This window comes from Sphingopyxis solisilvae (assembly GCF_015475875.1).
In the GTDB taxonomy this organism is placed as follows: Bacteria; Pseudomonadota; Alphaproteobacteria; order Sphingomonadales; family Sphingomonadaceae; genus Sphingopyxis; species Sphingopyxis solisilvae.
Window position 1 is genome coordinate 97,481 of the sequence record NZ_JADKYM010000004.1, and the last position, 15,394, is coordinate 112,874.

A 15,394-nucleotide genomic window follows, 5' to 3' on the forward strand; every position below is an offset into this window, starting at 1 on the left:
CCAAAAGGGAAAACGCATAGGTCAAGCTGATTGCCGGTTGCGCAGGGTCGACTTGTGGGCCGACAAATCCGGAAAGCGGAAATTTTCCGAGAATGATGTCTATGCAGTCAAAATTTGCGATGAAAGCTGACAAGATCGGCGTCGGGGTCACCATAGCCGCAGATAAGGCCGCGTAGCATCTGCGCGGCCATCATCGAGAAGGTGATGCCATTGCCGCCATATCCCATCGCGGCATAGCAATTCGGCATGCCGGGAATGCGGCCGATGGTTGGCGTGCCGACCGGACTGTCGCCGAAACTGCCAGTCCAGCTAAACGCGGGCGTCGCATCGACGCCCGGCAACAGGGCGGCAAGCTTGCGCGACAGCGTCGCGGTCTTGTCGGGAAGTTTCGCGTCGCGGAGCGCCGCATCGGCGATTTCCTCATCCTCGCCGCCGCAGATGATCTCGCCGCGCGGGGTGGTCCGGATGTAAAGGTAGGGATCGGCGGCTTCCCAGATCATCGCAGCGGTCGGCCAGATAGCGCGGGGCTGCGGGCGGGTCGCGATCGACCAGCTCGAGATGATCTTGTTTCCCTTGCGCGGGATGCCCTTCATCATTTCGTAGCCCGTTGCGACGACCAGATGTTTCGCGCGGACGGCAGGTCCGTCTTTGGAACGGAGCGTCACGCACGCCGCGGAGGGGGTGATGTCGCAAATGTCCACTGGGGCATAGAGCCGAGCCCCGCGCGAGATGGCTACATTCAGATAGCCTGCGGCGAGGCGGCGCGGATCGGCCGAATAATTGCCGTAGCCGATAATCGCATGGCGGCCCTTGATGCCGTAGCGGTCCTCGACCTGCGCGGGTTGGAGCAATTCGATTTCAAATCCCGCCCGCCTCCGCGCCTTGGCTTCGCGAGCGAGCCCCGCCGCATCGAGCACATTTCCGTCGAGATAGATCGAGCCGCGCGTCGCGCCATCGACGGCCAGGCCCAGCCGTTCGGTCCGTTCGCGCAGCGCATCGACCGAGAGGCGTGAACGGCGCCAGATGCGTTCGGCCTTCTCACGCCCGATCCGCTCCGCCATCAATGTTAGCGGCGTATCGAGCTCATATTGCAGCATCGCGGTCGACGCGGCGGTCGATCCCTCGGCGGGGCCGCGGCGATCGACGATAACGGTCCTGAGCCCAGCGTCCGACAGCCCCTCCGCGATCAGCGCGCCTGACACGCCCGCCCCGACGACGACGACGTCGCACGCGATGTCTCGCGTCAGCGGCTGCACGGCGATGGCAGGACGCCGCCGTGCCGACCAGATCGACTGGCCGGTCCGGAGATCGCGATGATGGGTAGCCGAAGCCGGGCTCACCAGGACAGGCAATCAGGCAAGATCGCGCACCTTCGCTTCGCGTGCCCAGTGGCGCCGCGTTCCAACATCGGCGAATTTGTCGATCGCGACGACGCCGCCGTCCTTTTCGACGCCCGCCTTGTCGAGCAGGATTTGCGTCGCCTCGTCATGCGCAATGGTCTTGCAATGGCCAAAGGCGTCCATGAACCACTGGACCGCCGCGCTCTGCACCGACAGCGCCTTGGCCTGTTCTTCGGTCAGGATCGAGGCGACGGCGTCGAACAGGACCGAGGGCGAGCCCGCGAGCTGGCCGTCGGCCTTGAGCGCGCCACCCTTGACCTTGATCCCGCCGACTTTGGGCGCGACGAGGAAGGCCGTACCGCCGGCGCCCTTGATATCGCCCTTCAGCTTGTCGATTGCCACTTTGTCCGAGCCTTCCGCAAAGAGGATCGCGACCTTGCGGCCCTCCATGGTATCGTCGGCATTCTTCTGGATCGACAGGGCGTCGGAGGGTTTGAGATCGACCGGCGCGCGCGCAGCCTTTTCTTTTGCCGGCAGGTCGATCGCAAGACCCGCGGCTACGCGCTTCGCCAGATCCTCGTCGATGTTGCGGAGCTGACCGACAACGCGCGCGCGGACATGTTCGAGCATGACCTTCGACAGTTCGAACACCAGCGCCGAGGCAATATGCGCCTGCTCATTCTCAGTCTGCGACAGGTAGAACATCCTCGCCTGGCTGAAATGGTCAGCGAAGAGTTCGGCGCGAATACGCAGCTTTTGCGCGGGATCGTTCCGTTCGTCGTTCGCGGCGAAGGTCGTGAAGCCCGTTTCGGCGCTCGCGCGCGGGCCACCATTCTCACCCGCTTCGGCCAAGCTGTTGGGTTCGTAATTGGCGCGTCCGGTCGGAACGAGCGTCTGCATCATCCCGTCGCGCTGGAAATTGTGGAACGGACATTTGGGCGCGTTGATCGGGATCTGGTGGAAGTTCGTCGTCCCCAGCCGCGACTTCTGCGTGTCGAGATAGGAGAAGAGCCGACCCTGAAGTAGCGGATCGTTGCTGAAATCGATACCGGGAATGATGTTCGACGGCAGGAAGGCGACCTGTTCGGTCTCGGCAAAGAAATTGTCGACGTTGCGGTTGAGCGTCATGCGCCCGACGATCTCGACCGGAATATCCTCCTCGGGGATCAGCTTTGTCGCGTCGAGCACGTCATAAGGCTGCTTCGCCGCAAAGGTTTCGTCGAAAACCTGCACGCCCAGGTCCCACGCCGGAAAGTCGCCCGCGTCGATCGCCTCGAACAGGTCGCGGCGATGGAAATCGGGGTCGGCCCCGGCGATCTTGACCGCCTCGTCCCAAGTCGTCGATTGAATGCCGAGCACGGGCTTCCAATGGAATTTGACGAATTTGCCGTCGCCCTTTTCATTGACGAAGCGGAAGGTGTGGACGCCGAATCCTTCGATCATGCGCAGGCTGCGCGGAATCGTGCGGTCGGACATCGCCCACATGATCATGTGCATCGCCTCTGGCATCAGGCCGATGAAATCCCAGAAGGTGTCGTGGGCGCTGGCGGCCTGCGGATAGCCGCGGTCGGCCTCCATCTTGACGCTGTGAACAAGGTCGGGGAATTTCATCGCGTCCTGGATGAAGAAGACGGGAATATTGTTGCCGACCAGATCCCAATTGCCGCTGTCGGTGTAGAGCTTGACGGCAAAGCCGCGCACGTCGCGCGGGGTATCGACCGAGCCCGCTCCGCCGGCGACCGTCGAGAAGCGAACGAATACCGGACAGGACGCGCCCTCCTTTTGCAAGATCGACGCCTTGGTGAGGCCGGGGATCGCCTTTGTGCATTCGAACACGCCATGCGCACCCGAACCGCGCGCGTGGACGATCCGTTCGGGGATACGTTCATGATCGAAATGGAAGATTTTTTCGCGAAGGACGAAATCCTCGAGCAGCGTGGGTCCGCGCTCGCCCGCCCGCAGCGAGTTCTGGTTGTCGGAGATGCGATGCCCGAAATTATCGGTGAGATGCGCAGCGGCGTCGGCACCGGCTGCCACCATCTGGTGCAGCTCGTCGGCATTGCCGCGCTCTGCGGTCATTTTGACCTGACCGGCGCCGGGCTGGTGATCGCTGAGCGCGGTATCAGTGGCGGGCGAAGCGGGGATTTTGGGCATCGGTCGTTCCTTGCGCCGCGGAAGGGCGACAATCCTACAATCCCCCGCTTGCCGGTATGTTGCATGACGCCCGATCGAATTTGCGGCGGACCATCATGGATCGGTATCAGCAACGAGATCCTGTGATGATACAATAGATCGCAGAGAATCGCGCGAAACTCGCCTATTTTACATTATCGGATGAAATATTCATCGACATTAACTTAGGTTATATTTTGCATATTTGATTCAAAATATATGCATATTGCCTTGTTTTGAGGTTTATATTTCTTACATACCATCGGGGAATCGCCAGTAAATGCGGGAATCGGGCACCCAATTCGGCGCGGACAGACCTCCGCGCCGTCATCTGAAAGTTGGAAAAAAGATGCACGAAGTCATCGACCGCGCACTGTTTGACGAAGCGTGCCTGCCGGCCGACGCGCCCGACACCGCCGCGGCATCGGGAACGCGTCTGGCACTTGTCGGAGGTTTTCTCCCGCGGCGATGCGGGATCGCGACCTTTACGACCGACATTCATGCCGCGTTGAAGCTCGCGGTTCCGGGCCTTGCCGTCGACGTTTACGCGATGACGCCCGCGCCCGAAGCGATCGCTTTCGATCCCGAAATCTGTTCGACAATCACCGAAGGCGACGCCGACAGCTTTGCCGATGCGGCCCGCCGTATCGAGGCGAGCGGCGCCGACGTGATTTGGCTGCAGCATGAATTCGGCCTGTTCGGAGGATTTGCCGGCGACATGATTTTCGAACTCGTCGACCGGATCAGCGCACCGCTTGTCGTGACCTTGCATACCGTGCTGGCCGAACCCGACGCGGATCAGATGCGGGTAATGCAAAGGCTGATTGGCAGCGCCAGCAAGCTCATCGTCATGTCCGAATGCTCGCGCATTCTGCTCAAATCAATCTATTGCGCTGATGACGAGCAGATCGTCGTGATTCCGCACGGCGTGCCCGACCGCCCCTTTGGGCGTACCGAAAAGCAGAAGGGCGTCGCCGACCTGACGGGCCGCGATGTCGTCATGACGTTCGGCCTGCTGTCGCCGGGCAAAGGGATCGAGGCAGCGATCGCCGCCTTGCCCGCGATGATCGCCGATTGCCCCGACATCCTGTACTGCATCGTCGGCGCGACCCACCCCAACCTGCTCGCGCGCGAGGGCGAGGCCTATCGCGAACGGTTGCAGGCGCTGGCGAAGGCATTAGGCGTCGAAAGCCATATCAAGTGGATCGACGCCTTTCTGGAAACCGATGCGTTGCTCGACCTGATCGAGGCAGCCGACATCTATGTCACCCCCTATACCGGGGCGGGCCAGTCGACGTCGGGAACGCTCGCCTATGCGATGGCCCTCGGTAAGGCAGTCGTCTCGACGCCCTATGCCCATGCCACCGAGTTGCTCGACGACGGACACGGCATTCTCGTCCCCTTTGGCGACGGCCAAGCGATCGCGGACGAGATCGTTGGGCTGCTGAGCGATCGCGACCAGCTTAGCGCGATGCAAAAACGTGCCTACCAGCGCGGGCGGCTGATGATCTGGCCCGCTTTCGCGGCGCAGGTGCTGGCGGTGATAAATGCAGCAAAAGTGACCCCGCGGGCTTTGCCGCACCCTGCGCATGTCGGGATCGACGGCCTGCTGCGCATTTGTGACGACACCGGCATCCTCCAGCACAGCGTCCACGACATCCCGAACCGGGCGCACGGCTATTGCGTCGATGACAATGCGCGCGCGCTGATGTTGACGAACCGGCTGGGCAAGGAGACGGAGCCGCATCGCGGCCGGTTGGCCAGCATTTTCGCGGCCTTTGTCGAGGCGTCGTGGAACGAGGAGCGCGGACAGTTTCGAAATTTCATGGACTATCGCCGAACCTGGCTGGAAGACAGCGGATCGCAGGATAGTTGCGGACGAACGCTTTGGGCGCTTGGCGCGACCGCATTGGAAGGCCGCACCGCAAGCACGCGCTTGTGGGCCAGTCGGTTGTTCGCCCGCGCGGCGCCGTCGATGGCCCACTTTCGGTCGCCGCGCGCGATCGCCTTTGCCATGCTGGGTGCCGACTATCTTCTCGCCGCCGAAGACAGTGCGTCCGCGCGCGCCATTTTGGCGAACGGCAGCGATCGGCTGCTGGCGCTATACGAACAGGTGGCCGGGACCGATTGGGACTGGTTCGAACCCGTGCTGGCCTATGACAATGCGCGCATCCCCGAAGCCCTTATCCGCGCCGGAATGCGGTTGCAGCGCGCCGACGCGGCGCAATGCGGCCTTGCCACGCTGCGCTGGCTCAACACCGCCCAGATCGCGCCCGCCGGCCATTTCCGTCCGGTAGGGTCCGACAGCTTTGGTCGGCATCGGGAAAAACCGCGTCCGTTCGACCAGCAACCGGTCGAAGTTTGGGCCGCGATCGACGCTGCCGCGGCGGCATATGACCTTACCGGCGATGCCATCTGGCTTGCCCATGCCCAGCGCGCCTTTCGCTGGTTTTACGGCGCAAACGATCGCGGGATTGCGATTGCCGATCCGCGCACCGGCAGTTGCCGCGACGGGATCAACCGGCGCGGCGTGAACCTGAACGAAGGCGCGGAATCGGTACTGGCCTATCAGCACGCTTGCGTCGCGTTGCGCCTTTTGACGGCGAAAATCCATTAGGCGCCCCCACTCCCTCGACCTCGTTCAGCACGACTTGCGGCTCCACGCCGACCCGGCGCGGGTCGTCGTGCGGCCGTTCCATCTCGCCTGGCAAGCGTCGGGCCCCGACCTCGATCGGGTACAGCGTCTGGCGCACGACGTCGTCGGGCTCGATATGCGCACCGTGCGGAGCGAACTGGCAACAGTGCTACGCGATTTTGCCGACCGGCACTGGCAGATCGAAAAAGTCTTCGAAGAACGATATGTCGAGATTGAGTCCAAGCTCGGGCTCGACGGGCTGGTGCTGAGACGCGAAATGCGGCTGCTGATCGGCGCCTATTTCTGTCATGAATACAGCTATGCCGCCGCCGCGCTGATGAACCCCAGCGTCGTGCGGCACCCCGACCAGACGGGATTGCAGGAAGGAAGTGTGCGCATCATCCTTTCGCTGCGCGCCGTCGGCGAAGGCCATATTTCGACGATCGCCTTTCGCGAAGGAATCGTGTCGCCGGGCCGCGAACTGACGCTGATGCCCCAGCCGACCTTTGCGACCACGGCTATGCTGGGCATCCATCAGGCGGGCAATCAGGTGGACCGCATTTCGGTTCACTGCGACCCCGACAGCAGCATTTCGGGGACCGTCATCTTCCCGATCACCGAAGCGCAGCGCAACGGGCTGGAGGATCTGCGCCTCGTCGAATTCGAGCGCGACAGCGGCAAGAGCGAGTGGATCGGCACCTACACCGCCTACAGCGGCAGCGCCATTCGTTCGGAATTGCTGCGGACGCGGGACTTTCGGGATTTCACCCTGACGCCGATCAAGGGGGACGCCGCGCGCAACAAGGGGATGGCGTTGTTCCCGCGCAAGATCGACGGAAAATTCTGCATGATCGGGCGGCAGGACGGCAAGAATCTCTACCTGCTGCGATCGGATTCGATCGACCATTGGGAAGGCGGCGAACTGCTACTCGAACCGCGTTTCCCGTGGGAGTTCGTCCAGATCGGCAATTGCGGCGCCCCGATCGAGCTCGACGAAGGCTGGCTGGTGCTGACGCATGGTGTCGGGGCGATGCGAAAATATGCGATCGGCGCGGTCCTGCTCGACAAGCAGGACCCATCAAAGCTGCTGGGGCGCACCCCGAACCCGCTCCTGTCCGCGGCGGACGAGGACCGCGAAGGCTATGTCCCCAACGTCGTTTATACCTGCGGCGCGATCCGCGTCGGCGATGATCTTTTTCTGCCTTATGGCGTCGCCGACAGCTCGGTGTGCTTTGCCTTCATGCCCATCGCGGGCATATTGGCGGCGATGGGTATTCATGCCGATCCGTCGGCATGACGGCGCATCACCCGCGCCGCTGGCTCATTCGCCAGGGCAGACCCGGCGGTTTAACCATCTCGCCCTTGCATATCGCGCAGTGACTGACGAACCGCCCGCCTTCCCAATGGCTCGCCTTGAAATCGACCTGATGTCGGCCGAAGAGACTGTGGATAATCATGCCTCCGCCCCCAAAACGGATTGCGCACGAACGTTCGCAGCCGACGCATGGCGAATTGCGCCCACGGTGGGTGCCGGTTTCAGGCAGGCGATCAGGGTTGCGATAACCGCACGCGTTTCCCGCGGATCGCGGACCGATACCGTGTCTAGCCCCAGCGTCTTGGCGGGATAGTCGTTGCCGCCGGGAAAGATCGCATCGCCGACGAACAGCATCGCATCGAGCGATATGCCGCTGGCGCTCTGCAATTTCATCAGCCCATAGGCCTTGTCGACCCCTTCGCGCGTGACGTCGATCGAAGTTGCGCCGCCCATGTTGACCGACATGCCCGGAAGCCGCTGGCGAAGGTCGCGCTGAATGACCTTGCGCTTCGCAAAGTCGGGATCCCATTTTTCCTTGGCGTCGATCGGCGCTGCCTGGCCAAGCGCCGAAAAAGTGATCTGGCTCCCGCGATCCTCGATACGCTCGCCCCACACCGCTTCGGGTACAAAGCCCGTGGCTTCAAGGGCGGCATCGAACGCCTGGAGGATGCGATGCCTTTCATCATCCGCGAACAGCTCGGCATAGACCGGCTGCCAGGCGCCGGAACCATGGGTATAAAGTTTGGTACCCGAAGTGGGCATCAACCACATGCGCGCGATATTCGCGCGAACGGGAAGCCCCGATACAAGCTGCTTTTCGAACTGGGGCCAGTCGCCGCCCGAGATCACCGCGACATCGACAACATCGAGAAGATCCACGAGCGCTTCGCCCATTGCGGGTTCGAGCGGCTGCTTACTCGCGGCAAGCGTCCCGTCGAGATCGAAGGCGATGAGATGTTTCATGGCGTGGAAATGAGATCCATATCGTCGCTCCGTTCGGCGGGAGCGCAAGGGTCTCTCAGTCGCCGGCACGCGCGTGAAGCCGTCGATACAGCTTATGTGGTGTCGCGGCGGCCGAATTACAATCTGCTGCCGATTAAACCCGATCCCCGATTGCCCGGTTTAGGACTCGACTCCCTTCGCAATAGGTCTAGCGAGGATAGGCAAAGGCTTCCCTGCGACCCGGGAAGTCGTTGGGGCTTCCTTTGGTCACGCGTTCAGAGGATGAAGGGGCTTCACCGGAGCGGTGAAGCCCTTTTGCGTTGGTGGCGCTTCGCAGATGGCGGAGTCCCCCATGGAACAAGGAAAGCATGGCAAGCGCCTGGTCGCGGAGGCAGCTTTTGAGCGCGCCGCACGTAATGTCCCGCACACCCCTCGCGCGAAAGTCCATCCATGACCGAGATTATCGCGCCGCGAAGCAGCACGGCATTCCCCCTGCTCCGCGGCGAGACGCTGCGCGTGATCGATCCCGAGGGTGGACAGGTCACCGACATGCTGGCCTTCGCGCGCGCCGATGTCCGCAAAGCTGTCTCGAGCGGGCGAACGTTCGATTATGAGGAAACAATCCGGATCACCACGGGTAACCGATTGTGATCGAACCGATCCAATCCGATGCTGAGATTGTCGAGGATCGCGCGGACACGCATAATTTCCTTCTGACCCCGTGCAGCGAGGCGACCTTTCGCCATTTCTACAAGGACAAGCCCGTGCATCGGGGCCGTTTCGGCAATCTGGTCGAGGCGCTGGCGCCCTATGGCATTGCGGCGGACTTTCAAACCGATCCACTATGAAATCGAACGCTAGCCGCAGATCGCGCGTCCGACCGCCCTAGCTCTCGCATCCTTTGGCCTGCGCAAACGTTGGACAGGCTTCAACCGAGAGGACCGGCACTTGAAAATTCCAACCTGTCTGGCCGGGGCGCTCCTGCTCACCGGCTGCAACGCCTCACCCGATAAAGATGCAGACAAGACGCGCGTCGAAACGCAGGCGGCCGATGACAGCCTGATATTTGCCGATGCCGAGCCGGAGCAGCGGGCTTTCACCGAAACGCCCATCCTGCGCGCGCAGGTGCTGCTCGATCATCTCGGTTTTTCGCCGGGCGTCATCGACGGCAAGGAAGGCGCCTCCTATGCCGCAGCGCTGCGCGGTTTTCAGCAGGCCTATGACCTTGCCGACACGGGCAAGCTCGATGCCCCGACCGAACGGGCATTGCAGCGATGGCGGCAGGTGCCTGCAACGCGGGTCGTCATCATTCCGGCCGGGTTCGCAAAAGGTCCGTTCGTCCCCGCCTTTCCCAAGGGCGCGGCTGAGCAGGCCGAATTGCCCGCGCTCGGCTATCGCAACCTGACCGAGGCGCTGGCCGAGCGGTTCCATACGACGCCCGAAATGCTCGTCGCACTGAACGGTGCGGCGACGCTGGTGGGCGCTGGTCGACCGTTCCGCGTCCCCAACATCCCCAACATCGACCGATCGACGCTTGGTGAGGATGCGCGCGGCTGGAACGCGACGCTCGAACAGCTGGGTGTTGCGCCCGATCAACCTGGCGCCGCCAGGGTCGTGGTCGACAAATCCGAAGGCGTGCTGAAAGTGTTCGGCGGCGACGACAAGCTGATCGCGCAATTCCCCGCGACGATGGGCAGCAGCCGCGATCCGTTGCCGATTGGGACGTGGAAGATCCAGGGCGTCAGCCGCAACCCCGAATTTCACTATAATCCCAAACTCTTCTGGGATGTGAGCGACAGCAAGGAGGCGGTGCTCCTGCAGCCCGGGCCGAACAGCCCCGTCGGCGTCGCGTGGATCGACATCAACAAGCCGCATTACGGCATTCACGGCACCAGCGAACCGCACACGATCGGGCGCGCCGAAAGCCATGGCTGCGTCCGATTGACCAACTGGGATGCGGCGCGATTGGCGCAGATGGTGAAACCCGGCACGCCTGCCATTTTCCAGAATTGACGGCGCGCGTCCGGCGGGGCGAACCCGGCGCCACGCTCCGATCTTCACGCACTGCCCGGAGGGGACGCCGCCGCGACCGCACAGGCGCTGATGGAACGGTCGGCGCCGGCGCGCCGTTGGGACTCTAAGGCGCCAGCGCCCCTCGCCTTTCCAGCAGGACCGAATGCAAGAGCAGCCCTTCTTTGCGCTCAGCACCTATCATGTCGGCATGGCGCTGATCGGCGCCGGGATAATCGCGGCCTTCTGGTTGCCGCGCTTCCTGTCGAGGCGCGAGCCCGCCGCGTCGGCGCTGCTGATCCTTTTCGGTATCGCGATTCACTGGCTATTGCCCGACGTCGCCGAAGCGCTCGATCCGCGCACAGCACCCCGATTCTGGGAACTCGCGAGCGAAATGGCGGTGATCGTCGCCCTGTTCGGCACCGGCATCCGGATCGACGACCTATCGAACTATCGCCGCTGGCGGCCGACGGTCCGGTTGCTGGTGATCGCCATGCCGCTGACCATCGCTGCGGTGGCGTTGATGGGGCTGACCTTTGGCGGGATGACGCTCGCGGGCGCCATCCTGCTCGGCGCGGTATTGGCGCCGACCGATCCCGTGCTCGCCGGCGAAGTCCAGGTCGGTCCGCCCACGCGGGGCGAAGAACAGCCGGTCCGGTTCGCGCTGACCACCGAAGCGGGGCTGAACGACGGGCTGGCCTTTCCATTCGTCTATCTGGGCCTGCTCGTCGGGACGACCGGCTTTTCCGCGGCGATGCTGGGCGAATGGCTGCTCCTCGACGTACTCTATCGCATCCTTATTGGCTGCATCGGCGGCGCGGCGGTCGGGTGGCTGCTCGCGCGCATCCTGTTCGTCATCCCGCGCGGCAATGTGCTGGCCAACACCGCCTCGGGCGTGCTGGCGATCGCGGGGATATTGCTCTGCTATGGCGCGACCGAATTGGCCGAGGGATACGGGTTTATCGCCTGCTTCGTGGCAGGGATCGTGCTTCGCCGGTTCGAGGCGAGCCATGAATTCCACGGCAAGCTCCACAGCTTCAACGAGGCTATCGAACTCGCGCTCACCGCGCTGCTGCTCATCCTCATTGGTGGCACCTTTCCGCTGCTGTTCGGCGAACTCGACTGGGCGCACGCCGCCATTGCCGCCGGTCTGTTGTTCGTCGTGCGGCCGCTGGCCGGATGGTTCAGCCTGTTTGGCACCGACCTGCCGCCACAGGACCGGCTCGTCGTTGCCTTTTATGGGGTGCGCGGGATCGGATCGATTTATTACCTCGCTTATGCAACCAGCCACCTCGAGCTGGTGAACGAAGGACAATTATGGGCGACGATCGCGCTGACGATCCTGTTGTCCACCGTCGTGCACGGGTTCACCGCGGGGCCGGTCGTCGATCATATCGTTCGGCGCCAGCAGAGAGAACGCACCTGACGTATCGACGGGCACCGCGACCGGTCCGATTTCGGCCCGCGGGCGATACTTCGATTATCCTTCCGGTAAATAGGCCGCTCGCCGCCATGGGAATTGGGGTTATGGCCTTCCTCTCACCCGTTGCAGGGAAATTGCGGCTATTTCGATTTCGTGCACGATCTGCGCTGCCCGCATGCTAAGCACGGGTTTCGGGGCAATGGTCGTCGACGTCGATCCACCTTGCCCCACATATTGGTCCCCCACAAGGCCGCGTCCTGCGGTCCGGGCCGACCGGGAAGGGCGCCGCATGGCTGCCGACAATCCATCGATCAATCTGGGCCGCACGCTGGGGCTCGCGGTGGTGCTCGCCTCCGACGCGCCGCTGCTGCTGCTCGACGAAAATCTGGCGATCGTCGCGGCGAGCGACAGTTTCTGCGAAGCGTTCGGCATCAACCCCGAAACCGTCACCGGTCAGACGATCTATGACCTCGACCATCATCACTGGGACTTGCCGCGGCTCCACTCGCTGATCGAAGCGACGCTGTCGGGCGCCGCCGAGGTCGAAGCCTATGAGATGGAGATTGAGACCAGCGCCGGGACCTCGCGCTGCGTCGTGATCAAGGCGCAGCGCCTCGACTATGGCGACATCCACCACACGCGGATGATGGTCACCGTGATCGACGTGACCGAGGAGCGGCAGAACGAAAAGCGCCACAAGGAGCTGGTCCACGCCAACGCCACGCTACTCCACGAAATGCAGCACCGCGTCGCCAACAGCCTGCAAATCATCGCCAGCATCTTGATGCAGAGCGCACGCAAGGTGCAGTCGAGCGAGGCGCGCGGCCATTTGAACGACGCGCATCAACGCGTGATGTCGATCGCGACGCTGCAACGCCACCTTGCCGAATCGAAGGGCGGCGCGGTCGAGCTCGAACCCTATCTGGCGCAGTTGTGCGCCAGCATCGGTGTGTCGATGATCTATGACCGCGAACAATTGACGCTGACAACCTCGGTCGATCCGGTGTCGATCGACGGCGATGTATCGGTCAGCATGGGGCTGGTCGTCACCGAACTGGTGATCAACGCGCTCAAGCACGCCTTTCCGGGCGGGCGCCCCGGCCATGTCGTCGTCGGCTATGCCGCGACGGGCGACGACTGGACGCTGTCGGTATCCGACGATGGCATCGGCATGGCCGAAAATGCCGAGCGGTCGGCGGCGGGGCTGGGCACGCGCATCGTTCAGGCGCTCGCCAAGCAATTGAGGGCGGAGATACTGGTCGAGGATGCCGCGCCGGGAACGCGCGTATCGCTGACCCACACCGCGCAGATCGCGCGGCAGGTCGCGGCGAACGACGAAGCGGAAAGCGCGGCGGTGTAATCTGCCCGCCCTCGATCAGGAAAGGGAATTCCGTGCGTTGGATCATCGGCTTCGCACCCGCCAGCGACGTTTCGTCGGCATAGTCTGGGCGGTCATAAATTTTTCGGTCGCTTGGAGCGCAGCAATCGGCGGCACGCGCCGGCCACGTCTCCTGAACGGCCGTGAGACGAATGGCGCTCAGGAGACGGGGTTGCAATCACTACGCCGGGCAGCCTCCATCGTTGCCAATCTGAAAATATCAAGAGTTGCGCTCTTCCGACGGAAATTATGACGACTTCAGGGGGTCATCATGGGATGAGCAGACCTCACCCCTCCATCTGCCGTGCGCCTCAATTCCCGAGCCGGCCGTTACCGACTCCGAAATGCAGAGAGCGGAGATAGAAGGCCTGACCCGAAAACTCGCCGACGACTTCGCCAATGGGCGCGTCAGCGAACGGTACGGCACCTATCAACATCGCACACGGGTCATTCGCCAACTGACGGCGATATGGGCCGCGGCGCGCCACTGATCGCCCCCGGCAGGCTGCTTGGTGTCCAAGGCCAGCGGCGCATTCACTCCAGCCCGTCATTTCTGTCCGAGCTTTGCGTGGCGACCCAGGCAGCGAGGGCGCATTTCGCGCGCGTCTCCTCAAAGTTTCCAGTCGCCTCAAGTCTGTTGATAAAATCCCGATTAAAATAATACATATTGTCGATACTATTTATCACGATAGCAAGAAATGTATCGAATCTTGAAAATATAATTTCATAAAGCGGAAATATAGAGGAACAATACCAACTGCAGAGTGTTCATCAACAGCGAGCGGCATTTTGTCAGCTCCAGGAGCTCCCCAATGTACAGGTTTATTTTCGCGGCGAATATCGCCGCTATCGCCCTTGTTCCGTCCATCGCCGGCGCACGAACGCAGTCGCAGGCGACCTGCGAAGAACAGCGCTCAACGCGCGTCGTCGCCACCATCGGAGGCGCCGCAGCCGGCGGCGTGCTCGGCAATGTCGTCGCCGGTCGTGGCGACAAGACGGTCGGAACCGTGATCGGCGCCGCCGCAGGAGCCGCTCTCGCCAACCAGATCGCTAAACCGACGCGCGATTGCCGCGACGCATTTGGTTATTACGACAATGAAAATCGCTGGCACGCCACCGGCGTAAAATCCTCCGATGCCCGCGGCTACTATAATCGTGACGGGATATGGGTCGATGGTCCGCCCAACGGTCGATATGGCAGCGATGGCCGCTGGGTGACTTACGCGGCGTCCAGTCGCGGAGAAGGCGACTATCGGCCGGGCGGCGAATGGGTGCCCGCATCGGCCAACGGTTATTACGACCGCGACGACATCTGGGTGCCGGGTTCGGCAAGCGGTCGGTATGACGATCGCGGGCGCTGGATCGGAACCACCGCTTCAAACCCGCCAACTCGCCGCGACGACGCCTATGGCTATTACGACCCCGCCGGCGCGTGGCACGCGACATCGACCGCGCGCGGCCGGGCTACCGGTTATTATGACCGCGATAACAAGTGGGTCACCGGAACGCCGAACGGCTATTATGACGAACGGCGTAACTGGATTCCCCAGCGCGAGGACGGAACGGCAAGCGGCAGCTATGACGGCCAGAACCGCTGGATACCAGCCTCTTCGGCCGGCTATTATGATGACAATGATCGCTGGATAACCGGTGCCGCAAGCGGCCACTATGATCAGCGCGGCCGGTGGGTCGCTGGCGTAACCATCGGTCATTATGACGCGAACGGCCGCTGGATTGCCGGCGCGGCAGGCGGACGCCGCGACGCGAACGGACATTGGGTCGCCGATCCGCATCCGGGCTATTATGATCGGAATGGCCGATGGAACGCCGGAGCGACGACGGGCTATTACGACGCCCGCGGTCGCTGGATCCCCACCGGACGCGAGGGCATGGGCAGCGACGATGGAACGAACCGCCCCGCTATCCTCTCGCAGCTCGCCAACCTCGAACAATATGTCCGCACCGCCCGATCGGAGCGCACGATCGACAACCGGACGGCCATGAGTGCCAGCCGCGAGCTGCGATCCATTCGCACCAGCGAGCGAGCCATGCATCATGACCGGATGGACCGGCTGTCAGCGCGCAACGAAGCCGCGCTTCAGTCGCGGATCGATCGCCTGAATCTTCGCCTGCGGCTCAGCCCGCAGTAAAACGAACGTCCATCAAAAGGGGATCTGCC

At 62.8% G+C, this 15,394-nt stretch carries 11 protein-coding genes; 8 read left to right on the plus strand and 3 right to left on the minus strand.

The window, feature by feature from the left end:
- Positions 1–107: 107 nt before the first annotated feature.
- Together IR187_RS04500 and IR187_RS04505 are read right to left on the minus strand one after the other, a co-directional pair.
- Complete coding sequence (locus IR187_RS04500; protein ID WP_194953512.1) at positions 108–1,340, minus strand: NAD(P)/FAD-dependent oxidoreductase; 1,233 nt, start codon at positions 1,338–1,340, stop codon at positions 108–110.
- 12 nt (positions 1,341–1,352) lie between these two features.
- Positions 1,353–3,494 (minus strand): catalase, encoded by a 2,142-nt coding sequence (locus IR187_RS04505; RefSeq protein ID WP_194953513.1) that lies wholly within the window; start codon positions 3,492–3,494, stop codon positions 1,353–1,355.
- Positions 3,495–3,861: 367 nt separating this feature from the next.
- Here IR187_RS04505 and IR187_RS04510 point away from each other — a divergent pair, with 367 nt between their 5' ends.
- Together IR187_RS04510 and IR187_RS04515 are read left to right on the plus strand one after the other, a co-directional pair.
- Complete coding sequence (locus IR187_RS04510) at positions 3,862–6,129, plus strand: glycosyltransferase family 4 protein (protein ID WP_194953514.1); 2,268 nt, start codon at positions 3,862–3,864, stop codon at positions 6,127–6,129.
- Between the two features lie 34 nt (positions 6,130–6,163).
- A complete protein-coding gene (locus IR187_RS04515; protein WP_228765541.1) occupies positions 6,164–7,444 on the plus strand; it encodes a glycoside hydrolase family 130 protein in 1,281 nt (426 codons plus the stop codon).
- 156 nt (positions 7,445–7,600) lie between these two features.
- On the opposite strand, the gene IR187_RS04520 is transcribed toward IR187_RS04515, so the two are convergent.
- Entirely contained in the window at positions 7,601–8,425 is an 825-nt protein-coding gene (locus tag IR187_RS04520) for an HAD-IIB family hydrolase (protein ID WP_194953515.1), read from the minus strand.
- Positions 8,426–8,854: 429 nt separating this feature from the next.
- Here IR187_RS04520 and IR187_RS17065 point away from each other — a divergent pair, with 429 nt between their 5' ends.
- The 6 genes from IR187_RS17065 (at position 8,855) to IR187_RS04545 (ending at position 15,365) form a co-directional block, all read left to right on the plus strand.
- A complete protein-coding gene (locus tag IR187_RS17065; RefSeq protein ID WP_324187641.1) occupies positions 8,855–9,055 on the plus strand; it encodes a DUF1989 domain-containing protein in 201 nt (66 codons plus the stop codon).
- The gene (locus IR187_RS17070; RefSeq protein ID WP_324187642.1) at positions 9,052–9,252 is read left to right on the plus strand and encodes a DUF1989 domain-containing protein; all 201 of its coding nucleotides are present in this window, start codon (positions 9,052–9,054) and stop codon (positions 9,250–9,252) included. The genes IR187_RS17065 and IR187_RS17070 overlap by 4 nt, the downstream gene beginning before the upstream one ends.
- A 106-nt stretch (positions 9,253–9,358) precedes the next feature.
- Positions 9,359–10,417: a L,D-transpeptidase family protein gene (locus IR187_RS04530; RefSeq protein ID WP_407699070.1), complete on the plus strand. Its 1,059-nt coding sequence runs from the start codon at positions 9,359–9,361 to the stop codon at positions 10,415–10,417.
- A 163-nt stretch (positions 10,418–10,580) separates the two neighbouring features.
- Positions 10,581–11,840 carry a cation:proton antiporter gene (locus IR187_RS04535; RefSeq protein WP_194953517.1) on the plus strand — a complete coding sequence of 420 codons (1,260 nt, stop codon included), beginning with the start codon at positions 10,581–10,583 and terminating at the stop codon, positions 11,838–11,840.
- A gap of 286 nt (positions 11,841–12,126) precedes the next feature.
- Positions 12,127–13,197, plus strand: a complete 1,071-nt coding sequence (locus tag IR187_RS04540) for a sensor histidine kinase (protein WP_194953518.1) — start codon at positions 12,127–12,129, stop codon at positions 13,195–13,197.
- Positions 13,198–14,027: 830 nt separating this feature from the next.
- Positions 14,028–15,365, plus strand: coding sequence for a glycine zipper 2TM domain-containing protein (locus tag IR187_RS04545; protein ID WP_194953519.1), 1,338 nt, complete (start codon positions 14,028–14,030; stop codon positions 15,363–15,365).
- Positions 15,366–15,394 lie beyond the last annotated feature (29 nt).